Genomic DNA, 19,972 nt, shown 5'->3' on the forward strand with positions numbered 1-19,972 from the left:
ATCCCGGAAACGTGCAATTCAGGCCGAAAAACTCTATCTTTCCCGATAGGGAACACGAAATGATGAACGCGAAAGTGCAGAGCCTGAAAGCCTTTCTTGCCGGCGCCGGCCGGGTCGCCTTAGTTGAGGTGGCCGGGACAAAAGGTTCGACGCCGCGCGAGACGGGTGCCTTCATGCTCGTCTCAGGATCGGCCACTTTCGGCACGATCGGCGGCGGCCAGCTCGAATACATGGCGATCGACAAAGCGCGGCAGATGCTTTTCTCCCCGGTTGAAGGGGAGATGGCCGCGGAGCGGCCAGAGGGGGTCGTCTCAGAAGGCACCGCCGGTGCGTCGAGCACTGCCGCAGCGACCCCACCCGGCGGCTTCGCCGCCACCCTCCCCTCAAGGGGGAGGGGTACCCTCGACATCGCGCTCGGCCCGGAGATCGGGCAGTGCTGCGGCGGCAGGGTCGAGCTGCTGATCCAGCTGGTCGACCCCGCGCTTGAAGCCAAGCTGGTTGCGGCGGCGGAAGCCGAGGAAGCGCAGCTACCGCATGTCTACATCCTCGGCGGCGGCCATGTCGGCCAAGCGCTGGCCTCGGCGATGGCCTTGCTGCCGGTGCATATCGTCGTTGTCGAGACGCGAGCCGAGGCGCTCAAAGGCATGCCGGAAGCAGTCGAAACCAAGCTGACGCCGATGCCTGAGGCGATGGTGCGCGAAGCCCCGGCTGGATCGGCCTTCGTCGTCCTCACCTATGACCATGCGCTGGACTTCCTGATCGTTGCCGAGGCTCTGAAACGCCGGGATGCCGCCTATGTCGGCATGATCGGCTCCAGAACCAAGAAGGCGACGTTCCGGAACTGGTTCCTGAAATCGGCGGACGGAAGCGAGGCGGCATTTGCCCGCCTCGTCTCGCCGATCGGCGGCGATGCCGTTAAGGACAAGCGCCCGCAGGTGATCGCCGCACTCGCCGCAGCCGAGATTATGACGGCGTTGGCCGGCCATGCGGCGGCACCGTCCGCTCAGTCCAAAACCCCTCGCCGCAAGGCGATGGCCGGCTGACGTTTTGGCTATTCCTTCTCCTGCGTGTGCGCCTCAAGGAACCACAGCAATTTGTCGAGCGAGCGTGAATAGGCGGTGAAGATGTCGGCGGTGTCGGCATCGCCCGCGCCAGCCGCCTCGTCGATCGCCGCGCGTGCCCGCTTGGCGGTTGCGGCATAGCGGTCGATCAGCGCTGCCAGGTGATCCCGGGTCTTGTGGATGTCGGTTGGATAGGCCTCGAGCATAGTCGCCTTCGACACCTCTTGCGATGTGCCGAGCGCCGTCCCGCCGAGTTGTACGGCGCGCTCGGCGATGGTGTCGACATGGCCGTCGATCTCCTCGCGGAACGTGTCGAGCATCTCGTGGATGGCGATGAATTGCGGTCCCTTGACGTTCCAGTGCGCCTGCTTGGTGATCAGGGCCAGATCGATGGCGTCGGCGAGGCGGGCATTGAGAAGATCGATACACTCTTTCTTGGCATTGGATTGCAGGTCGTTGGGGGTGGCGATGGCATCCATGATCGGCTCCTGTGGCGGTTGCGTCCGCTTGGTTTAAAAAAGGGCGAAGTTTGTGGAAGGTCAATCGAACATGCGCGCAGACGCCCTCATCGCCGCGCGGCACAGCATCCCAAAACGGCGATCTCCGACTTCGTTCCGCTCGTCGTTTACGCCGGCCTTTTCAAGCCCAGATGGTCGCGCAGCGTGCTGCCTTCATAATCCGTACGGAACAGCCCGCGCCGCTGCAGCTCCGGCACGACTAGTGTGGCAAAGGCATCGAGTTGGCCGGGAAAATAGGATGGCATGACGTTGAAACCGTCTGCCGCGCCGCCCTCGAAGCGTGCCTCGAGCTCGTCGGCGATCTGGGCGGGCGTTCCGACGACGCGCCAATGGCCGCGCGCGCCGGCGAAATGACGGGCAAGCTGGCGAATGGACAGCTTGTCGCGGCGTGATTGCTCGATGACAAGCGCCTGCCGGCTCTGCATGCCTTCGCTGACCGGCAGCTCGGGCAGCGGTCCGTCGATGGGATAGCGCGCGAGATCGGATATGCTGAGATAGCTGGAAAGCAGCGCGACACCGACATCGTCCGGTATCAGCTCCTGCAGTTCATCATGTTTTGCCCGGGCTTCCGCTTCGCTGGCCGCGACGACCGGCGCGACGCCGGGCATGATCTTGACGTCCTCCGGCTCGCGCCCATGCGCTGCCAGCCGTCCCTTGAGGTCGTCGTAGAAGGCCTTTGCCTCCTCGAATGTTTGCGCCGCAGTGAACACCACATCGGCCGTCCGGGCGGCGAGATCGCGGCCCTCATCCGACGCTCCCGCCTGGACCATAACCGGTGCACCTTGTGGCGAGCGCGGCAGATCGAGCGGGTCACGCGTCGAAAAACTTCTGCCTTCGTGTCCACCCTGGCCTTGCCAAAGGCCAGCAACCACGGCAGCGAATTCGCGCGCGCGTTCGTAGCGGTCCGCATGTGGGCGCAGTCCGGTCGAGCCGAAATTGGCGGCCTCGATCTGGCTGGCCGAAGTGACAAGGTTCCAGCCGGCTCGGCCGCCGCTCAGATGGTCGAGCGACAGGAAGGTTCGCGCCAGCCCGTAAGGCTCGTTATAGCTCGTCGACGCCGTTGAGACGAGGCCGATGCGCTCCGTCTGCACCGCGAGCGCCGCAAGCAGGCTGATCGGCTCGAAGCCGATCGAGCGCGACGTTTGGCTGGCGATGTTGACATTGGCCTCGCGCACGCCGGCGGCGTCCTCGCAGAAGATCATGTCGAACTTTGCCGCTTCCGCCGTCCGCGCCAGCTGGATGTAATGATCGATGTCGATGCCGGCCGTGACATGCGCCTGCGGATGGCGCCAGGCGGCGATGTGGTGGCCTGTCGCCCACAGGAAGGCGCCGAGCTTCATCTGGCCCCGACCGGCGCTCATTGCCGATCCTCCCCTGCAAGCCCGAGATGGGCGCGCAGTGTCGTCGTGCTGTACCCGGACCGGACAAGGCCGCGGCGGCGAAGCTCCGGCAGCACGAGACCGACGAAATCGTCGAGCGCCGATGTGAACGGCATGGCGACGTTGAAACCGTCGCAGGCTTTCGAGCGAAAGCACTCTTCGAGCCTGTCCGCAAAAAGGTCCGGCGCTGCGGTTGTTTCGGCGCTGCCGGTAACGTTCATCAGCACTTTCAGCGCCTCCGGCCTGCGCCCCAAAGTAAGCGCACGGCGCTTCAGATCGCCCGACTTGGCCGGCTCGATCGATGGCTCATCCAGCAGGACGACATCGGCGGTGCGGGCGGCAATATCCATGGCGGGCTCGGACAGGCCGGACATGACCAGCACCGGCGTGTCCTGCGGCGACCGCGCTACGTTGAGCGGCCCGCGCACGGAAAAATATTCCCCCTTGTGGTCGAGAAGGTGCATCTTCTCGGGATCGAAGAAGCGGCCGCCAACTTTGTCGAACAGCACCGCGTCTGCGTCCCAGCCTTTCCACAAACCTTGCACGATGCCGATGAATTCCTCTGTGCGCAGGCGGAAATCGTCGCCGGAAAACCCTTCCGGCCGGCTGAAATTGGCCGCCTCGCGCGGTTCGGACGTCATGCTCGCGTTCCAGCCGGCGCGACCATGGCTGATAATATCGAGCGAGGCGAAACGACGCGCGAGATTGTAGGGCTGGTGGGCGACCGTCGACGCTGCCGCGACGAGGCCGATCCTGCTTGTCACCGTAGCCAGCGCTGCCAGCAAGGTCGTCGCTTCGAAGCGCATTTGCCGGTTCGGCCCACTTGCAACCGGCGCGGAATCGCCGAGCAACACCATGTCCAGGCCGGCCGCTTCGGCTTCTTGCACGAACCGCGCCAGCAGACTGAAGTCCGGGCCGGCGCCGGGCGGATGGGAAGGGGCGGCTTCCGGAGACAGTGAAACGGCGAGACACATTGTGGCGCCGTCGGCCATCGCTTTTCCCTGTTGAGCGAGATTCCTTGGGAATTATCTCGTCGGCCGGACGGAAAGCAACCGGCCAGCCGGCGATCATTTGCCGGCCAGAATATCCCGGATCAGCCGCTGGCAGCGCTCGGCCATGAAATCGAGCAGCAGCCGCACCTTCGGATCCTGCAGCTTTTTGTGTGGATAGACGGCGGCAAACTGCACCGGCGTCGGCGGCGTGTTGCTCAGGATCACCTTCAGCCGCTGGTCGCGGATAAACGGCTCGACCTCGAAGCGCGGTTTGTTGATGATGCCGCGGCCGGACAGCGCCCAGCCGGTCAGCACGTCGCCATCATCGGTATCGTAGGGGCCGTGCACCTCGAACTTTTGCGGCCCGTTCGGCGTCTGCAGCGTCCAGACATATTCGCGCGCGCCGGAATAGCGCAGCATCAGGCAATCGTGCTTCTTGCCGATCAGTTCCTGCGGCTCTCTCGGTTCGCCGCGCGCCTCCAGATATTGTGGGGCCGCCACCAGCACGCGCTCGCATTCCATAATGCCGCGCATTCTCAGGCTGGAATCCTCGATGATGCCCAGCCGGAACGCAACGTCGATGCCTTCTTTCATGATGTCGACATTGTGGTCGGAAAGCCGGAGCCGCACCTCGATATCGGGGTACCTGTCGTGGAAATCCGGAATGCCCGATGCCACCAGCCGCCGCCCGAGGCCGAGCGGAGCTGTCACCTTTATCGTGCCGCGCGGCTGGCCGGATAACGCGCTGACTGCCGCTTCCGCCTCGGTGACCGCATCCAGTACCTGCTTGGCGCCGGAGTAGAACACCGTGCCGTGCTCGGTCGGCATCAATTGCCGCGTCGTACGGTTGAACAGCCTGACGCCAAGATGCTTCTCGAGCTCCTTGATCCGGTTGGAAGCGACCGCCGGCGAAATGCGCATGTCGCGCCCAGCCGCCGACAAATTGCCGAGCTCGACGACACGGACGAAAACGGCGATGTTATCGAGATAGGCCATGCGGCTTTCGTGGCTCTCATGTAGCTGCGTATGATCAGCCTAGTATTTTCCAATTTTTTTTGAAAGTCATCGTGCGTCTCGGCCCTTTCCGTTTGCGCTCCAACCCGTAAAGTCAGCCGATCGGCAGGGACGATTTTTCATGATGGATTTCGCGATATTCTGGGATTGGCTGAGTTTCGCCGTGCGCTGGCTGCACGTCGTCACCGGCATCGCCTGGATTGGATCGTCCTTTTATTTCGTCGCGCTCGACCTCGGGCTGCGCCAGCGTCCGGGCATGCCTGCCGGAGCCTTCGGCGAAGAATGGCAGGTGCATGGCGGCGGCTTCTACCACGTGCAGAAATACCTGGTGGCGCCGGCCGAAATGCCCGAGCACCTGACCTGGTTCAAATGGGAATCCTACGCCACCTGGCTGTCGGGCTTCGCCATGCTGTGCATCGTCTACTATGCCGGGGCGGACCTGTTCCTGATCGATCCGAATGTGCTTGCCATGTCGGTGCCTGCAGGCATCTTGCTGTCGCTGGCGACGATCGGCGTCGGCTGGGTGGTCTACGATCTCTTGTGCCGTTCGCCGCTTGGCAACAGCGACACCGGCCTGATGCTGGTGCTCTACGGCGTGCTGGTGTTCATCGCCTGGGGCCTGACCCACCTGTTCACCGGCCGCGCCGCTTTCCTGCATCTCGGCGCCATCACCGCGACGATCATGTCGGCCAACGTTTTCATGGTCATCATCCCCAACCAGAAGATCGTCGTCGCCGACCTGATCGCCGGCCGTAAGCCCGATCCGAAATACGGCAAGATCGCCAAACAGCGCTCGCTGCACAACAACTACTTGACGCTGCCGGTTTTGTTCCTGATGCTGTCGAACCATTATCCGCTGGCGTTCGGCACAGAGTTCAACTGGGTCATTGCCTCGCTGGTGTTCATCATCGGCGTGCTGATCCGGCACTATTTCAACACCAGGCATGCGCGCAAAGGCAATCCGACCTGGACCTGGCTGGCCGCCGCCGTCCTGTTCGTCGTCATCATCTGGCTGTCGACGGCACCGAAGCTGCTGACCGGCGAGGTCAAAACGTCCTCGGCGGCACAGGTCTACGTCGCCTCGGCGCGTTTTCCCGCCGTGCGTGATACGGTGCTTGGACGCTGTTCGATGTGCCATGCGGCGGAGCCGTCCTACGAGGGCATTTACCGCGCGCCCAAGGGCGTGATGCTCGATACCGATGCCGGTATCGCCGAGCACGCCGGCGAGATCTACCTGCAGGCCGGACGCAGCCACGCCATGCCGCCCGCCAACGTCACCCAGATCACCGACAAGGAACGGGCGCTGCTGGTAGCCTGGTTCGAAGGCGCGGGGAAATAGCATGACCAGCACGCTCCTGCGCGGCCGCACGCTGTCGTTTTTGCGCTGGCCAGAAACTATCGACGACCATTCCGCCTGGCGCTACGAGCAAGATGGCGGCTTGCTGATGCGCGACGGAAGGATCGTTGCCGCTGGCGCCTATGCCGAAGTCGAGAGAAAGGCGGGCGAGGGAACAAAAAAGATCGACCATAGGCCACATCTGCTGCTGCCCGGGTTCATCGATGCGCACGCGCATTTTCCGCAGATGCAGGTCATCGCTTCCTTCGGCGCCGAGCTGCTCGACTGGCTGAACACCTACACCTTTCCGGAAGAGACCAAATTCCAGAACGCCCAGCATGGCCGCCGTATCGCCAGGCTGTTCCTGGATGAAGTGTTGCGCCACGGCACGACGACTGTCGCAGCCTATTGCTCGGTGCACAAGGAATCTGCCGAAGCGTTCTTTGCCGAGTCGCATGACCGCAACATGCTCAACATCGCCGGCAAGGTGATGATGGACCGCAACGCGCCGGAAGGCGTGCTCGACACGCCGCAATCGGGTTATGACGACAGCAAGGCGTTGATCGAGGAATGGCACGGCAAGGGGCGCCAGCACTATGCCATCACCCCGCGCTTCGCCATCACCTCGTCGCCCGAGCAATTGGAGATGGCGGGCGCGCTCTGCCGCGAATTTCCTGATCTGCACATGCAGACGCATTTGTCGGAAAACCACGCCGAGATCGCCTTCACGCAGCAGCTTCATCCGCAGGCGCGCGACTATACCGATGTCTATGAGCATTACGGGCTGCTCCGCCGCAGAAGCCTGTTCGGCCATTGCATCCATCTCTCGGAACGCGAGGCGGATGCGCTTTCCGATAGCGGCTCGGTGGCGGTGTTCTGCCCGACCTCCAACCTGTTTCTCGGCTCGGGCCTTTTCGATTATCAGCGCTATCGCCGCCGCGAGAAGCCGCTTCGCATCGCCGCCGCCACCGATGTCGGCGGTGGCACCAACTATTCAATGCTGCGCACCATGGACGAGGGCTACAAGGTGATCGCGCTGAACGGCGAGAAGCTCAATCCGCTCCAGTCGTTCTGGCAATTGACCCGCGGCAATGCCGAGGCGCTGTCGCTCGCGGAAAAGATCGGCACCCTGGAGGAAGGCAGCGACGCAGATATCGTCGTGCTCGACGCCCGCGCCACGCCGGCGATGCGGCTGCGGGTCGAGACGGCGGACACGCTCGCCGAGGAATTATTTCTGCTGCAGACGCTCGGCGACGACCGCGCCGTGCGCGAGGTCTATGTCGCCGGCCGCGCGGCCAAGACGGATATGGCGGTTTAGCTGTCATATGCGACCGGCTTGACCTTGCGGCAGCCATCCGGCAAAGCGTGCGGCGAAGTTGACAGGGGAACGACATGGCCGTTGCGGACGACATCGCTCTGATCACGAAACAGGAAGCCACGCTTGTCTTTTCGGCCTTCGATGAAGCCGTTGCTTTCGAGATCGGCTCGGCGATCCGCGACCGGGCTCTCAAGGAAAACCTGCCGATCATCGTCGATATCAGAACCTTCGACCGGCCGCTGTTCTATGCGGCAATGCCCGGCTCGAACGCTTCCAATCCGGATTGGGCGCGGCGCAAGATCAACGTGGTGCGGCGGTTCCTGAAAAGCACCTACCGCATGGTGCTGGAGCAGCAGCGCCCCGACCGCAGCTTCAAGCCCGGCGAGGGGCTGGACGTTGCCGACTACGTGCTGGCCGGCGGCGGCTTTCCCATCACTGTCAAGGGCGCCGGCGTCATCGGCGTGATCGCCGTCTCGGGCCTGCCGGAGCGTGAGGACCACGGCGTGGTGGTCGATGCGCTGTGTGAGCATCTCCGCATCGATGCGCGCGAGCTGGCATTGCCGGCGGAAGCAAAATGACAGAGGTAGACCCCAAGCCCTTCCTCACCGCCATCTTCAACGCCGCCGTTGCCGCCGCCGATCCCCAGAGGACGATCAAGGATCATCTGCCGGCAAGGCCGAAGGGCCGCACGGTCGTCATCGGTGCAGGAAAAGGCTCGGCGCAGATGGCGGCGGCTTTCGAGAAAGTGTGGGACCGGCCGATCGAAGGTTTGGTCGTCACCCGCTACGGCTATGGCGCGGCCTGCCGGCGCATCGAGATCATCGAGGCGGCGCATCCGGTGCCGGATGCCGCGGGGCTCGCAGCTTCCCGGCGGCTGCTCGAAAAAGTCCAGGGACTGACTGCGGACGACCTCGTCGTGGCGCTCATTTCGGGCGGCGGCTCGGCGCTGCTGCCGTCACCTGCCGAAGGCCTGACGCTGGCCGACGAGATCGCCGTCAGCGAGGCGCTGCTCGCCTCCGGCGCGCCGATCGCCGCGATGAACACCATCCGCAAACATCTTTCCACGATCAAGGGCGGCAGGCTGGCAGCCGCCGCATATCCAGCCAAGGTGGTCTCGCTGGTTGTTTCTGACATTCCGGGCGACGATCCGGCTCTGGTCGCTTCTGGTCCGACCGTACCGGATCTAGGCAGTCGTAAGGACGCATTGGCGTCGATCGCTGCCTATGGCATGAACCTACCAGCTTCGGTCATGGCGCATATCAATTCGCCGGCGGCCGATGCGCCACGACCGGACGACCCGCGTTTTATCCGCAACGAGGTGCATCTGATCGCTTCCGCCGGCGTCTCGCTGGAAGCCGCAGCGGCCGAAGCAAAGCGCCAAGGCATTCAGGCGGTCATTCTCTCCGATTCCATCGAGGGCGAAGCGCGTGAGGTCGGCGGCGTCCACGCCGCGATCGCGCGCGAAGTGGCGACGCGCAACCGGCCGTTTGCAAAACCGGTTCTGATCCTGTCCGGCGGCGAGACGACGGTGACCTTGCGCGCAAAAGGCAAAGGCGGCCGCAACTCGGAATTCCTGCTCGCGTTCGCGATTGGCATCGGCGGCATGGTCGGCGTGCACGCACTGGCCGCCGACACCGACGGCATAGACGGTTCGGAAGACAATGCCGGCGCCTTCGCCGACGGCTCGACGGTGTCGCGGATGCGTAAGGCGGGCGTCGATGCCAAGGCCATGCTTGGCGGCAACAACGCCTGGACGGCATTCAATGCCGTAGACGACCTTTTCGTATCCGGTCCGACCGGCACCAACGTCAACGATTTCCGGGCGATATTGATCAAATAGCTCAGGCGGCCATCAGCTTTTTCACCGCTCTCATATCCTGCAGGAACCGGTCGCGTTCTGCCTGCTTATCCGCCGGCTCGCGAATGCGCAGGATGAAGGACGGGTGTATGGTGACGAAGACACGCAAGCCATCGTCGCGGTCCACCACCGCCCCGCGCATCTTCATGATCGGCACCACCTTGCCGAGCAGCGCCTGCGCCGCCGTTGCGCCGAGCGCAACCGCCAGATTGGGCTTGATCAGATCGATCTCCTTGTCGAGCCACCAGCGGCAAGCCTGCACCTCGCCGGCATTGGGCTTCGAGTGGATGCGCCGCTTGCCGCGCGGCTCGAACTTGAAATGCTTGACGGCGTTGGTGACGTAGACTTTCAGCCGATCGACGCCCGCATCGTCCAGGATCGCGTCGAACACCTTGCCGGCCGGGCCGACGAAAGGCTTGCCCGCCAGATCCTCCTGGTCACCCGGCTGTTCGCCGACGAAGATCACCTTGGCTTTATCAGGGCCTTCACCGAACACCGTCTGCGTGGCGTCGTGCCATAGCGGACAGCGGCGGCAGATCTTGGCCGTTTCGCGCAGTTCAGGAATCGTTCTGGCGTCGATTTCTGTCGTTTCCGGAGACTTGCTTGCAGGCAAGCTTCTTGCCTGCACCTTGGCATGGTGCGGCGTCGGGGTTGGCAGCATCCTGGCGATCATGACTAAGGCGGCCTTGTTCGCTCCTGCAATCAGACACGCAATGAGCAAAGCCCGCCGAAGGTTCCGCTGAAATTATTCCGCATGGGCCTTCGACGGCGGATGGCCGACGATGTGATGCCCTACACCTCGTGCAGATAGAGGTGATAATCCAGTTCGCTGACCGTGCGCGCGACGCGCAGATATTCCGATTGCTTGATCGCCACGAACGTCCGGTGCAGGTCTTCGCCCAATGCGCCCTTGAGGAAGTTCGACGCCCTTGCCGCCTCGATCGCGGCACGCCAGTCGACCGGCATCGTTGTGCGCGTGACGGCCGATTCGTAGCCATTGCCGGTGGTTTCGGGACCGGGATCGAGGCCTTCGTCAAGGCCTTTGACGATGCCTGCCAGCACCGTGGCTGCCACCAGGTAAGGATTCGCGTCGACGCCCGACGGCCGGTGCTCGATGCGCCGATTTTTTGCGTTGCCGGCCGGCACACGCAGTGCCACCGAACGGTTGTTGACGCCCCAGGTCGGCGCCACCGGCGCATAGGATTGCGAGACGAAGCGCCGCCACGAGTTGGCGTGCGGCGCAAAGACCAGCATCGATTCCGCCATCGTCTGGATCAGTCCGCCGAGGCCGCGCAGCAGAGGCAGCGACCAGCTTTCACCGCCGGTTTCGGCAAAGACATTCTTGCCGGCATCGTCCAGCAGCGAGACATGAAAATGCATGCCCGAGCCGGCATATTTCTCGATCGGCTTGGCCATGAAGCAAGCGGTGACACCATGACGGCGCGCCTGCGCCCGCACCAGACGCTTGAGCATGACGAGATCGTCAGCCGCCCGCATCACATCCTTGCGGTAGTTGAGCGTCAATTCGTACTGGCCCGGCGCATATTCGGAAATGACCGTCTCGGCCGGGATGCCTTGCACCTTGGCTGCAGCATAGATGTCGGAAAACAGCGGCTCCATGCCGTGCAGATGATCGACGGAATAGACCTCCGTCTTGGCCGAGCGGCGTCCGTCGAGCACCGCGTGCGCCGGCTGCACCTTGCCTTCGGCATCGCGCTCGTTGGCGAGCAGGAAGAATTCGAGTTCGAAGGCGCCGGCCGGATGCAGACCCTTGGCCGCGAGGATCTCCACCTGGCGGGCGAGCGCCAGCCGCGGGTCGGACGACATCGGCTGGCCGTCGAGATGGTACATCGCCATCAGCACCTGGCCGCGCGGCGGCTGGGTGCCGAACAGCGGCACCAGCGTGCCAGGGATCGGCCACGCCCGCAGGTCGCCGTCGCCAGTCGTCCAGATCAGCCCGGTCTCGTGCACGTCCTCGCCGGTGATATCGAGGCCGAGGATCGAGATCGGCATGTGCCGGCCACCCTCGAAGATGCTCATCAACTCATGACGACGCACGATCTTGCCGCGCCCGACGCCATTGGCGTCGGTCAGCACGATGTCGAACGCTTCGATCTCGGGGTGAGCGTCGAGAAAGGCCTGCGCCTCGGCGGGCGTCGAGCCCGAAGGGGATGTCGTGACCAGGTTCAAACTTTGCTTAGGCGCTTGTTTCATGCCGCAAGCTTGTCTCACGCCGTAAGCTTTGCCGCAACTGCGCCGAAGGCAGTGATCAGCCGGTTCACCTGGGCGGCGCTGGTCGCAGGAGAGATCAGCATCATGTTGTGGAAGGGTGCGATCAGCACGCCGCGATTGACCAGCGCGACATGGATTGCCGCTTCGAGCTCCGGTGCATGCGCAGCTTCCGCCTCGCCGCCATTCCTCAGCGGGCCCGGCGCGCAGATGAACTCGACGCGGGCGCCGACACGTGAGACATGCCAAGGCAGCCGGTAGCGGTCGATGACGGCGGTCAGTCCGGCGTCGAGCCGCCGCGCCAGATGATCCATATGGCCGTAGGCCTCGTCGGTCATCACCTCTTCCAATGCGGCGCGCATCGCCGCGAATTGCAGCGGATTGCCCGACAGTGTCGTCCCCATGCCTGAATAGCCCGGCTCCTTCACCCTGTTATAGGCGGCATAGCGGGTCGCGACGTCCTCGCTCATCCCCCACACACTGGCCGGCACGCCGCCGGCGATCGGCTTGCCGAGCACGAACAGATCAGGCTCCAGCCCGAATTTTCTCGTATAGCCGCCGGGACCGGTCGAGATGGTATGCGTCTCGTCGATTAGCAGCAGCGTGCCGGTCGCACGAGTAAGACGCCGCAACCCATCATGAAAGCCGGCTTCGGGCAGCACCATGCAGGAGTTGGTCAGCACCGGCTCGGTGATGACGCAGGCGACATCGTTGCCCCGGAGTGCCGCGTCGAGCGCCGGCAGATCGTTGAACTCGACGACATCAGTTGCCCGTGTCAGGTCGCGGAACTCGCCGGCCAATCCCGGCCGGTTGACCGGTCTGCCGTCGATCAGCCGCACCATAGTCTCGTCGACCGAGCCGTGATAGCAGCCGTTGAAGACCAGGATCTTCTCGCGGCCGGTGACCGCGCGGGCAACGCGTAACGCAAAGCGGTTGGCGTCGGTCGCTGTCGTTGCAATCTGCCAGAAAGGCAGGCCGAAGCGCTGTTGCAGCAGCGGTCCGATGGCCAGTGCGTCTTCGCTGGGCAGCATATAGGTCAGGCCGCGTCCGGCCTGCCGGCGGATGGCGCGGGCGACCGGCGGCGGCGAATGGCCCAACATCGAGCCGGTGTCGCCAAGACAGAAATCGTCCAGTCGGTTGCCGTCGATGTCGGTGATCGTGGCGCCCCTGGCGCTGTCGACCAGAATCGGGAAAGGCGTCGGCCAGTCGCTCATCCAGTGCATCGGCACGCCGCCGAAGAAGCCGGGCAAGCCATTGCCGATTATGGCCATTGATTTCGGCCGCGCCTGGCGGAAGACTTCTGCCTCGGTCTCGTACAACTCGGCGATCCGGGCCGGGCCGATGCCGCCGATGGAAGTCTTTGCATGGTCGATGACGTTCATGGCGGCCCCTCTCAGTCGCAGTTTAGACAATCGGCATCCGCCACCGCAATTGGCCGGGCGGCTGCCCTGTGTTGGGTCAGCGGTCATTCAAATGGAAACAGGCGCTTGACCGCGAGCCGCCTTCGGGCGCCAATGGTACTTCGGCCGGAGGGGACAAGATGGTGCGGGCGATCGTCTGCGCAGCAACGCTGCTGTCGTCGGTTGGTGCGGCTCTGGCGTCGGGCGGCATCTGGTGTTCCGCCGAGGATGCAGCCGTCAAATTTCAAGTCGGTGCCGGGGTCACCAGAGGCATGGGCGGGCCGACCTTCAATTTTAGCGGCGAGCTCGAAATTCTGGGCAGGCCGGCTGCCGACAGTCTGCGCAAGACGGTGTTCGGGGATCAGAACCTCACGCAATATTGGCTCGACAACAAGGAATTGCGGCTGCTTGTCTACCACGAACGGCAGGTCGAGAACGCCTACGGCTATGTCGAACTGGCGATCCTGACCAAGGCCAGCGACGAAGGCGTCTATGACGGCCGCTATTTGCTCTCAATCTATGATGTTACGGCTGATGCCGAAAAGGACGGCAAACCGGATGAATTGACCGGCAAAGTATCTTGCGGAGCCGAGTAAGTAACAGGCTACGCCGAAATATCGATGACGCCGCAGTCACCCGCGGCGCTGCCAAAGGCGACGCGGCGCTCTTGCCTGTCCCACATCATCGAGGTGACGGCGCCCTTGCCCGGCCGGCGCAACAGCACTTCCCTGGCGTCCGCGAAGCGCACCGCCATCACCATGCCGTCATCATAGCCGACAGCAACGACGTCCTGGCTCGGGTGACAGGCGACGGAGGTGACCATCGCATTGCCGCGCGTGCCGAGTTCCAGCGGCGCCTTGCCCATTGGCCCGTCCTTGCCCGAAAACGGCCAGACGATCGCCGCCGGCGCGCCGGAACTCGCCAGCCATTTGCCCTTGGCGCTCCACGACAGGCTTTTGACCTTGCCGGGGTAGCCGGACATCCGCATGTGCTTGCCGTCGGCGAGCTTCCAGCCATGCAGCGCGTTTTCCTGCATGGTGGTGACGACGAAGCCGCCGTCCGGCGAGAAGGTGATGCCGGTGTGGGCACCGGCCCATTCGAGTTCGACCGGCTTGCCGTCGGCGGCCGGGAAATGCAGCGTCGCGCCATTGTAGCGGGCAACGCCGAAGCGCATGCCCTTGGGCGAGAAGGCCAGCCCCTCGACCGAGCGCGGATGCGAGAATTCCCTGGTTTTGCCGTCGGCAAAGCGCACATAGGCAATCTTGCCCGAAGCATAGGCAACAGCGCCTTGCGGCCCGGCGGCGACGCTGGTGATCCATTTTTTGCCTGCGGTCGCCAATTCCGCGGTATTGCCGCCAGCGGTCACGCCAAAGATCCTGCCGTCCTCGCCACCGGTGATCAGCCGGTCGTTCGCCGCATCATGGAAGGCGGCGAGCATCCCGTCATTGGCCTGCACCGTCTTGTGGCCGTGGTCGAGCCGATGGATTGTGCCGTCAGCCAGCGCAAAGTGCGGCACGTCGCCGAGGAACACGGCGGCGAGGCAGTGGCCTTCGAGATCGAGCGGGGCGACTGTGGGCATGAGAGATAGTTCCGTCCGAGGTTTCTGCTGCCTCACCCTTAAGGGGTTGAGCTGCCCGTCTCAACCCGTGCTTCGGATCGTCGTGAGTAGAGAGCGCCAGCGTTGCGGCTGCCCCTCCTCCCACAAGGGGGAAAAGGAAGAAGGTAGCTAAATCAAGCGGCCTGACAGGCCTCGAAGCTTGTCTTCAGCCGCTCGGCATCGAGTTCGCGACCGATGAACACCAGCCGGCTCTCGTGCTTCTCGCCGTCCTTCCAGGCGCGCTGGTGGTCGCCCTCGATGATCATGTGCACGCCCTGGATGACATAGCGCTCGTCATCGCCTTTCAGCGCGAGGATCCCTTTCAGCCGCAGGATGTTCGGGCCTTCCATCTGGGTGACCTTCTCGATCCACGGGAAGAACTTTTTCGGGTCCATCTCGCCACCGCGCAGCGACACCGACTGCACGGTCACGTCATGGATGTCGGAAGGGTGCGCATGATGATGGCCGTCATGATCGTGGTGATCATGGCCGTCGTGATCATGGTGGTGGTGGTCATGATCATGATCATGATCATGATGGTCGTGATCGTCATGCGCCTCGAGGAAGTGCGGATCGTTCTCCAGCGCTCGGGACAGGTCGAACGCACCGCGATCCAGCACCTCGGACAGCGCCACGCTGGCGCGCGTGGTGCGATGGATGCGTGCCGCCGGGTTGATGGCGCGGATCGTTGCCTCAACCTTGCTCAGCTCTTCGGGGGTGACGAGATCGGTCTTGTTGAGCACGACGACGTCGGCAAAGGCGATCTGGTCCTCGGCCTCGCGGGAATCCTTGAGGCGCAGCGGCAAGTGCTTGGCGTCGACCAGCGCCACCACCGCATCGAGCCTGGTCTTGGAACGCACGTCGTCGTCCATGAAGAAGGTTTGTGCTACCGGCACGGGATCGGCGAGGCCTGTGGTCTCGACGACGATGGCGTCGAAGCGGCCGGGCCGGCGCATCAGGCCTTCGACGACGCGGATCAGGTCGCCGCGCACGGTGCAGCAGACGCAGCCATTGTTCATCTCGTAGATTTCCTCGTCGGATTCCACGATCAGCTCGTTGTCGATGCCGATCTCGCCGAATTCATTGACGATGACCGCGTAGCGCCTGCCATGGTTTTCCGAAAGGATGCGGTTGAGCAGTGTCGTCTTGCCGGCGCCAAGATAGCCGGTGAGGACGGTTACGGGGATCTGCGTCTGTGCGTCGCTCATATTGTGCCTCGAATAGGGATTGTCGGCTCCATATAGGATGTGTGCTCGGCTTTTGCACCAGCCAAACCGGTGGACCAAAGAGAGGCTGGTATTGCCGAACTTTCCTCACATTGCCGAACTTTCATTGGCGCGGGTTGGCGGTGGGCTTAGATAGGCAAAAGGTCATTTCACGAGGGCTGTTCGCATTGAAGAGACGCCAGATGTCCGACAAGTCCTTGCCACTAAGCCGTCGGCAGGCGCTCCGTCTCGTTGCGGTTACCGCTGGCGGCATATTCCTGCCCGCCGGTGCAAGGGCCGGGAAGGTTTCGCCCTATGCCGGGCTTGCTTTGTTCGAAGCCGGTCCCGGCGTCTGCGCCATCACGCCCGAGGTCGCCGAAGGGCCGTTCTATTTCGACCCGAAGCTCGAACGCGCCGATATCACCGAGGGCAAGAAGGGCATCGCCCTCAATGTGCGGCTGCAAATCGTCGACGCCGCCTGCCGGCCGCTTCCCGGCGCACGCGTCGACATCTGGCATTGCGACGCCCAGGGCGCCTATTCCGGTTATCCCGGACAGGGCGACGGGCAGGATATCGACACGTCCGGCCAGAGTTTTCTGCGGGGCTGGCAGAGAACCGATGAAAGCGGCATCGCTTCTTTCGCCACCATCTATCCCGGCTGGTATCGCGGCCGCACCACCCACATCCATTTCAAGATTTTCCCTGACGACCGCTCCGTAATGACCGGCCAGATGTTCTTCCCCGACAGCCTCAGCGAGCAGATATTCGCCACCGTCGCGCCCTATAAAGATCGCCCGGGCAAACGCGATACATCGAACGCGCGGGACGGCATTGCGCGGCAGGCCGGGCTGCTGTCGCAGGCAGCGCTGCGGGAAATGGCGGACGCCTTTCAGGCCTTGATGGTGGTCGCGGTGAAGGCCGGTTGAGAACGCCTCGTCATGTCCCATCCAGCCCTTCCAGAAAGTCGTTTGTCATCTAACTGAAATAAACATCTGGCATTAGCCACGGCGAACACCGCGATGCTTGCCGGCAAAGCTATTTTCCGAGCCGGAATGTTTTCGATGGTCATTGCCAACCGGCGGCTTGCTTCTATGCTGTCCGCTCCGGTTCGGCCGAGGAGGGATGAGCATGGCCAAGGCGGACAAGACTGCAACAATGAGCCGGCTGCATTCGGCGGCGCGGCTGGCGCGCACGGCGCTCGCCGCCCGGCTTCTGGCGCATGGTTTCTATGCCGGCCAGGACCAGATCATGCTGGCGCTCGACCGCGAGGATGGGCAGACGCCCGGCAACCTTGCCGGCCGCCTCGGCGTGCGTCCGCCGACCATCACCAAGACCATCAACCGGCTGCAGGCGCAGGGTTTTCTGGAAAAGCGCGCCTCCTCCGCCGATGCCCGCCAGGCGCATATTTTCCTCACCGACACCGGCCGCGAAATCATCCACGCCATCGAGAAATCGGTGAAGAAGACCGAAAAGCAGGCATTGAAGGGTCTCGACAAGAAGGATCAGAAAGCGCTGTTCAAGCTGCTTGCCCGCGTCGAGGCGAACCTGTCGAACGGCGAAATGGTGCTCCCGGACGACGAACTGGATATCGAAGACAAGATGCTTGAATAGCTCACGCGTTCGCCGCTGGCGGCCGCCGCGTCAGTGCCGACCAGCGTCCCGGTGTGACGCCGAACGCCTTCTTGAAATGCCGATTGAAATGGCTTTGATCACTGAAGCCGGCGGCGATTGCGATTTGCGCCAGCGGCTCGTCGGCTTCGATCATCCGACGGGCTCGCTGAAGCCGGCGCATCAACAGGAACCGGTGCGGGCTGGTCGAGAAGGTCGCGCGAAAATGCCGCGACAGGGCATAACGGTCCAATCCGGTTATCGCCTCCAATTCGTCTGAACGTACAATCCGCGCGACATTTTCCTCCAGGTAGTCGCGCGCCAGCCTGGCGGCGCGCCACGCCGTTTTCGCTACCGGTTTCGCCGGCTGACCGGCGTGCCGGGCCAGGCTTTGCATAAGCTGCGTCATGAAATCGACGACAAACAGCTCGTCCAGTTGCTGATCCAGCGGCCCGAGCGCCGAAAGCAGCGTCGCGCGGAGATCGCGGTCTGTCACCACGGCATTCCTCACGAACGGCAGTGATCCGCCGCCGAGACAGTCGAGCATCAGGGACGGCTCCAAATAGAGCATTCTGTATCGCAAGCCGTCTTCGGTGCCGGCACCGCCATCGTGCAGTTCGTCTGGATGAAGGATAATGATCTGGCCAGGCAAGCTCCGATGCATTTGGCCGCGATAGCGGAAGCGCTGCATGCCATAAAGCGTCACCCCGATCGCATAGGTGTCGTGGCGATGGAGATCGAAGGCGTTGCCGTGGAACCGGGCCTCGATGCGTTCCATGCCGGCAGCACGGGGTGCCGGTACGATGCAGTTTTCGGCTGCATCCACGCACAAACGTCCAAGACCCTGAAAGGCTTCCCCGTCTAAACCGTGCGGCATCGCTTTTCTCGCAGCCTCGGATTGGCCCCTTTCGGATTGGAAACTGTCGCATGTTCGATACGAAATTTGCAATCGTGCTCAAGGATGATCTTCCCGTCTGGCAAAAGCTCAATGTCACCGCCTTTCTGACCAGCGGCATCGTCGCGCAATTTCCCGACATTATCGGCGACCCCTACCGTGATCGCGCCGGCAATATCTACAACCCGCTGTCGATCCAGCCGGTCATCGTGCTTTCGGCGGACGGCCAGACGCTCGGCGCGATCCAGCGGCGGGCGCTGGAGCGTGGTGTGACGGTATCGCTCTATGTCGAGGAAATGTTTTCGACTGGTTATGATCTGGCCAACCGTGCCGTCTTTGCCGAATTTGCGCCGGAGGATGCCAAGGTGGTCGGCATCGCGCTTCGCGCCGAAAAGAAACTCGTCGACAAGATCACCAAGGGCGCCCGCATGCACGCCTGACTCGCCGGCCACCAGCAACAAAACCTGAGCCTGACCTTGTGTCAGTCTCTTTTGGCTTGCCCGCAGGCGACAATTCCCGCATGGGTGAAGGACTGCCTTGCTTCCCGTCCGGCCTGAAATTGAATGCTCCCCCAAGACATGACGAAAGCGCGACATCGCCGGCGGCGATCCTGTGCATGCTTTCCGTCTATGTGTTGTTCACCTTCCTCGACACCAGCAGCAAGTACCTTGTCCTGGCCGGCGTCTCGGCGCTGATCGTCGCCTGGACCCGCTTCGCGGTCCATGTGCTGATCGTCGGCGTGTTTCTGCGCGGATGGCGTGAGCCGCTGCGCTTTCGTCCCGCCAACCTGCCGGCGCACATCACGCGCGGTCTGCTCCTGTTCGGATCGACGATGTTCAACATTCTGGCGCTGCGGACGCTGCAACTGGCGGAAACCACCTCGATCTACTTCTTCGGCCCGATGGTGATCACCGCGCTTGCCGGTCCGTTGCTCGGCGAATGGGCCGGCTGGCGGCGCTGGCTGGCGATCATGAGCGGCTTTGTCGGCGTCCTCATCATCACCCGGCCGGGCGTCGGCGTTTTTGGCGTCGGCCATCTCTTTGCGCTCGGCTCGATGCTGTCGAACAGTTTCTACGTCATCATGACGCGCCGCATGTCGGCTACGGAAACCTCCGAAAGCCTCATCCTGTTTTCGGCGCTGGCGCCGGCCGTGCTGCTTTTGCCGACACTGCCGTTTTCGCCTTCGCTGCCGCAGGATGGCTGGCACTGGTCCATATTGCTGATGCTTGGCGTCTTCGGCGCCATCGGTCATTGGCTTCTTGTGCAGGCCTATCGCCTTGCCACCACCACGGCCCTGGCTCCCTACCCCTATTCGCAGATGATCTGGATGATTATCTCCGGCCTGATCGTCTTCAACCAGTTTCCCGATCGCTGGACGCTGGTCGGTGCCACAGTCATCGTCGCCAGCGGCCTCTACATCGTTCACCGTGAGCACCGGCTTCGTTTGCGCAACCGCGCGACGCTGGACGCGGAGGCGGAAGCGCTGGCAAAAAAACTTTGATTTGCTCGGAATCGATGGCATAAGAGCCGGCCTTTAAACAGTTTAAATTGCTTCGGGAGCC

General features: G+C 63.1%; 20 protein-coding genes. 10 read left to right on the top strand and 10 right to left on the bottom strand.

Going from position 1 to position 19,972, the window contains the following annotated elements:
• Positions 1 to 62: 62 nt before the first annotated feature.
• Positions 63 to 1,043 (top strand): xanthine dehydrogenase accessory protein XdhC, encoded by a 981-nt coding sequence (xdhC, locus tag NMG46_RS01785; RefSeq protein ID WP_254816379.1) that lies wholly within the window; start codon positions 63 to 65, stop codon positions 1,041 to 1,043.
• An 8-nt stretch (positions 1,044 to 1,051) separates the two neighbouring features.
• Here xdhC and dps read toward each other — a convergent pair whose 3' ends face one another.
• The 4 genes from dps to NMG46_RS01805 form a co-directional block, all read right to left on the bottom strand.
• Positions 1,052 to 1,540 (bottom strand): DNA starvation/stationary phase protection protein Dps, encoded by a 489-nt coding sequence (dps, locus tag NMG46_RS01790; protein WP_254816015.1) that lies wholly within the window; start codon positions 1,538 to 1,540, stop codon positions 1,052 to 1,054.
• Between the two features lie 146 nt (positions 1,541 to 1,686).
• Positions 1,687 to 2,940, bottom strand: a complete 1,254-nt coding sequence (locus tag NMG46_RS01795) for an LLM class flavin-dependent oxidoreductase (protein WP_254816016.1) — start codon at positions 2,938 to 2,940, stop codon at positions 1,687 to 1,689.
• Positions 2,937 to 3,950, bottom strand: a complete 1,014-nt coding sequence (locus tag NMG46_RS01800) for an LLM class flavin-dependent oxidoreductase (RefSeq protein WP_254816017.1) — start codon at positions 3,948 to 3,950, stop codon at positions 2,937 to 2,939. The genes NMG46_RS01795 and NMG46_RS01800 overlap by 4 nt, the downstream gene beginning before the upstream one ends.
• Positions 3,951 to 4,025: 75 nt before the next feature.
• Positions 4,026 to 4,946 carry a LysR family transcriptional regulator gene (locus tag NMG46_RS01805; protein WP_254816018.1) on the bottom strand — a complete coding sequence of 307 codons (921 nt, stop codon included), beginning with the start codon at positions 4,944 to 4,946 and terminating at the stop codon, positions 4,026 to 4,028.
• A gap of 139 nt (positions 4,947 to 5,085) precedes the next feature.
• On the opposite strand from NMG46_RS01805, the gene NMG46_RS01810 reads away from it, so the two are divergent.
• The 4 genes from NMG46_RS01810 to NMG46_RS01825 all read left to right on the top strand — a co-directional run bounded on the left by NMG46_RS01810 (position 5,086) and on the right by NMG46_RS01825 (position 9,458).
• Entirely contained in the window at positions 5,086 to 6,303 is a 1,218-nt protein-coding gene (locus NMG46_RS01810; RefSeq protein ID WP_254816019.1) for a urate hydroxylase PuuD, read from the top strand.
• A 1-nt stretch (position 6,304) separates the two neighbouring features.
• The gene (guaD, locus tag NMG46_RS01815) at positions 6,305 to 7,618 is read left to right on the top strand and encodes a guanine deaminase (protein WP_254816020.1); all 1,314 of its coding nucleotides are present in this window, start codon (positions 6,305 to 6,307) and stop codon (positions 7,616 to 7,618) included.
• 74 nt (positions 7,619 to 7,692) lie between these two features.
• Positions 7,693 to 8,196 (top strand): heme-degrading domain-containing protein, encoded by a 504-nt coding sequence (locus NMG46_RS01820; protein ID WP_254816021.1) that lies wholly within the window; start codon positions 7,693 to 7,695, stop codon positions 8,194 to 8,196.
• Positions 8,193 to 9,458 carry a glycerate kinase gene (locus NMG46_RS01825; protein WP_254816022.1) on the top strand — a complete coding sequence of 422 codons (1,266 nt, stop codon included), beginning with the start codon at positions 8,193 to 8,195 and terminating at the stop codon, positions 9,456 to 9,458. Before NMG46_RS01820 ends, NMG46_RS01825 begins: the two co-directional genes overlap by 4 nt.
• Before the next feature lies 1 nt (position 9,459).
• On the opposite strand, the gene NMG46_RS01830 is transcribed toward NMG46_RS01825, so the two are convergent.
• The 3 genes from NMG46_RS01830 to NMG46_RS01840 form a co-directional block, all read right to left on the bottom strand.
• Positions 9,460 to 10,182 carry a UdgX family uracil-DNA binding protein gene (locus NMG46_RS01830; RefSeq protein WP_302893606.1) on the bottom strand — a complete coding sequence of 241 codons (723 nt, stop codon included), beginning with the start codon at positions 10,180 to 10,182 and terminating at the stop codon, positions 9,460 to 9,462.
• Between the two features lie 86 nt (positions 10,183 to 10,268).
• The gene (locus NMG46_RS01835) at positions 10,269 to 11,690 is read right to left on the bottom strand and encodes a glutamine synthetase family protein (protein ID WP_254816024.1); all 1,422 of its coding nucleotides are present in this window, start codon (positions 11,688 to 11,690) and stop codon (positions 10,269 to 10,271) included.
• A gap of 14 nt (positions 11,691 to 11,704) precedes the next feature.
• Positions 11,705 to 13,087 (bottom strand): aspartate aminotransferase family protein, encoded by a 1,383-nt coding sequence (locus NMG46_RS01840; protein WP_254816025.1) that lies wholly within the window; start codon positions 13,085 to 13,087, stop codon positions 11,705 to 11,707.
• Positions 13,088 to 13,245: 158 nt separating this feature from the next.
• On the opposite strand from NMG46_RS01840, the gene NMG46_RS01845 reads away from it, so the two are divergent.
• Complete coding sequence (locus NMG46_RS01845; protein WP_302893581.1) at positions 13,246 to 13,701, top strand: hypothetical protein; 456 nt, start codon at positions 13,246 to 13,248, stop codon at positions 13,699 to 13,701.
• Between the two features lie 8 nt (positions 13,702 to 13,709).
• Here the strand turns inward: NMG46_RS01845 and NMG46_RS01850 are convergent, their stop codons facing one another.
• Together NMG46_RS01850 and NMG46_RS01855 are read right to left on the bottom strand one after the other, a co-directional pair.
• Positions 13,710 to 14,684, bottom strand: a complete 975-nt coding sequence (locus NMG46_RS01850) for a WD40 repeat domain-containing protein (RefSeq protein WP_254816026.1) — start codon at positions 14,682 to 14,684, stop codon at positions 13,710 to 13,712.
• Positions 14,685 to 14,836: 152 nt separating this feature from the next.
• Positions 14,837 to 15,910: a GTP-binding protein gene (locus NMG46_RS01855; RefSeq protein ID WP_254816027.1), complete on the bottom strand. Its 1,074-nt coding sequence runs from the start codon at positions 15,908 to 15,910 to the stop codon at positions 14,837 to 14,839.
• Between the two features lie 200 nt (positions 15,911 to 16,110).
• Between NMG46_RS01855 and NMG46_RS01860 the strand changes: the two genes are divergently transcribed.
• Both NMG46_RS01860 and NMG46_RS01865 read left to right on the top strand, forming a co-directional pair.
• On the top strand, positions 16,111 to 16,833 hold the full coding sequence (locus NMG46_RS01860; RefSeq protein WP_254816028.1) for an intradiol ring-cleavage dioxygenase: 723 nt from the start codon (positions 16,111 to 16,113) through the stop codon (positions 16,831 to 16,833).
• A gap of 202 nt (positions 16,834 to 17,035) precedes the next feature.
• Positions 17,036 to 17,518 (top strand): MarR family winged helix-turn-helix transcriptional regulator, encoded by a 483-nt coding sequence (locus NMG46_RS01865; RefSeq protein ID WP_254816029.1) that lies wholly within the window; start codon positions 17,036 to 17,038, stop codon positions 17,516 to 17,518.
• Position 17,519: 1 nt separating this feature from the next.
• Here the strand turns inward: NMG46_RS01865 and NMG46_RS01870 are convergent, their stop codons facing one another.
• Positions 17,520 to 18,392, bottom strand: a complete 873-nt coding sequence (locus NMG46_RS01870; RefSeq protein WP_254816030.1) for an AraC family transcriptional regulator — start codon at positions 18,390 to 18,392, stop codon at positions 17,520 to 17,522.
• A gap of 50 nt (positions 18,393 to 18,442) precedes the next feature.
• Between NMG46_RS01870 and NMG46_RS01875 the strand changes: the two genes are divergently transcribed.
• Positions 18,443 to 18,850, top strand: coding sequence for a DUF2000 family protein (locus tag NMG46_RS01875; protein ID WP_254816031.1), 408 nt, complete (start codon positions 18,443 to 18,445; stop codon positions 18,848 to 18,850).
• Between the two features lie 176 nt (positions 18,851 to 19,026).
• Positions 19,027 to 19,911, top strand: coding sequence for a DMT family transporter (locus NMG46_RS01880; protein WP_254816381.1), 885 nt, complete (start codon positions 19,027 to 19,029; stop codon positions 19,909 to 19,911).
• The last annotated feature ends 61 nt before the right edge of the window (positions 19,912 to 19,972 follow it).

This window comes from Mesorhizobium sp. LMG 17147, assembly GCF_024297145.1.
Classification (GTDB): Bacteria; Pseudomonadota; Alphaproteobacteria; order Rhizobiales; family Rhizobiaceae; genus Mesorhizobium.

Coding starts and splice junctions, on each gene's coding strand:
- NMG46_RS01835 (WP_254816024.1), bottom strand. CDS start 11,690: ATGAAACAAGCGCCTAAGCAAAGTTTGAACCTGGTCACGACATCCCCT.
- NMG46_RS01875 (WP_254816031.1), top strand. CDS start 18,443: ATGTTCGATACGAAATTTGCAATCGTGCTCAAGGATGATCTTCCCGTC.
- NMG46_RS01865 (WP_254816029.1), top strand. CDS start 17,036: ATGGCCAAGGCGGACAAGACTGCAACAATGAGCCGGCTGCATTCGGCG.
- NMG46_RS01800 (WP_254816017.1), bottom strand. CDS start 3,950: ATGGCCGACGGCGCCACAATGTGTCTCGCCGTTTCACTGTCTCCGGAA.
- NMG46_RS01860 (WP_254816028.1), top strand. CDS start 16,111: ATGTCCGACAAGTCCTTGCCACTAAGCCGTCGGCAGGCGCTCCGTCTC.
- NMG46_RS01880 (WP_254816381.1), top strand. CDS start 19,027: ATGCTTTCCGTCTATGTGTTGTTCACCTTCCTCGACACCAGCAGCAAG.
- NMG46_RS01795 (WP_254816016.1), bottom strand. CDS start 2,940: ATGAGCGCCGGTCGGGGCCAGATGAAGCTCGGCGCCTTCCTGTGGGCG.
- NMG46_RS01825 (WP_254816022.1), top strand. CDS start 8,193: ATGACAGAGGTAGACCCCAAGCCCTTCCTCACCGCCATCTTCAACGCC.
- NMG46_RS01820 (WP_254816021.1), top strand. CDS start 7,693: ATGGCCGTTGCGGACGACATCGCTCTGATCACGAAACAGGAAGCCACG.
- guaD (WP_254816020.1), top strand. CDS start 6,305: ATGACCAGCACGCTCCTGCGCGGCCGCACGCTGTCGTTTTTGCGCTGG.
- NMG46_RS01855 (WP_254816027.1), bottom strand. CDS start 15,910: ATGAGCGACGCACAGACGCAGATCCCCGTAACCGTCCTCACCGGCTAT.
- NMG46_RS01805 (WP_254816018.1), bottom strand. CDS start 4,946: ATGGCCTATCTCGATAACATCGCCGTTTTCGTCCGTGTCGTCGAGCTC.
- NMG46_RS01870 (WP_254816030.1), bottom strand. CDS start 18,392: ATGCCGCACGGTTTAGACGGGGAAGCCTTTCAGGGTCTTGGACGTTTG.
- xdhC (WP_254816379.1), top strand. CDS start 63: ATGAACGCGAAAGTGCAGAGCCTGAAAGCCTTTCTTGCCGGCGCCGGC.
- NMG46_RS01845 (WP_302893581.1), top strand. CDS start 13,246: ATGGTGCGGGCGATCGTCTGCGCAGCAACGCTGCTGTCGTCGGTTGGT.
- dps (WP_254816015.1), bottom strand. CDS start 1,540: ATGGATGCCATCGCCACCCCCAACGACCTGCAATCCAATGCCAAGAAA.
- NMG46_RS01850 (WP_254816026.1), bottom strand. CDS start 14,684: ATGCCCACAGTCGCCCCGCTCGATCTCGAAGGCCACTGCCTCGCCGCC.
- NMG46_RS01810 (WP_254816019.1), top strand. CDS start 5,086: ATGATGGATTTCGCGATATTCTGGGATTGGCTGAGTTTCGCCGTGCGC.
- NMG46_RS01840 (WP_254816025.1), bottom strand. CDS start 13,087: ATGAACGTCATCGACCATGCAAAGACTTCCATCGGCGGCATCGGCCCG.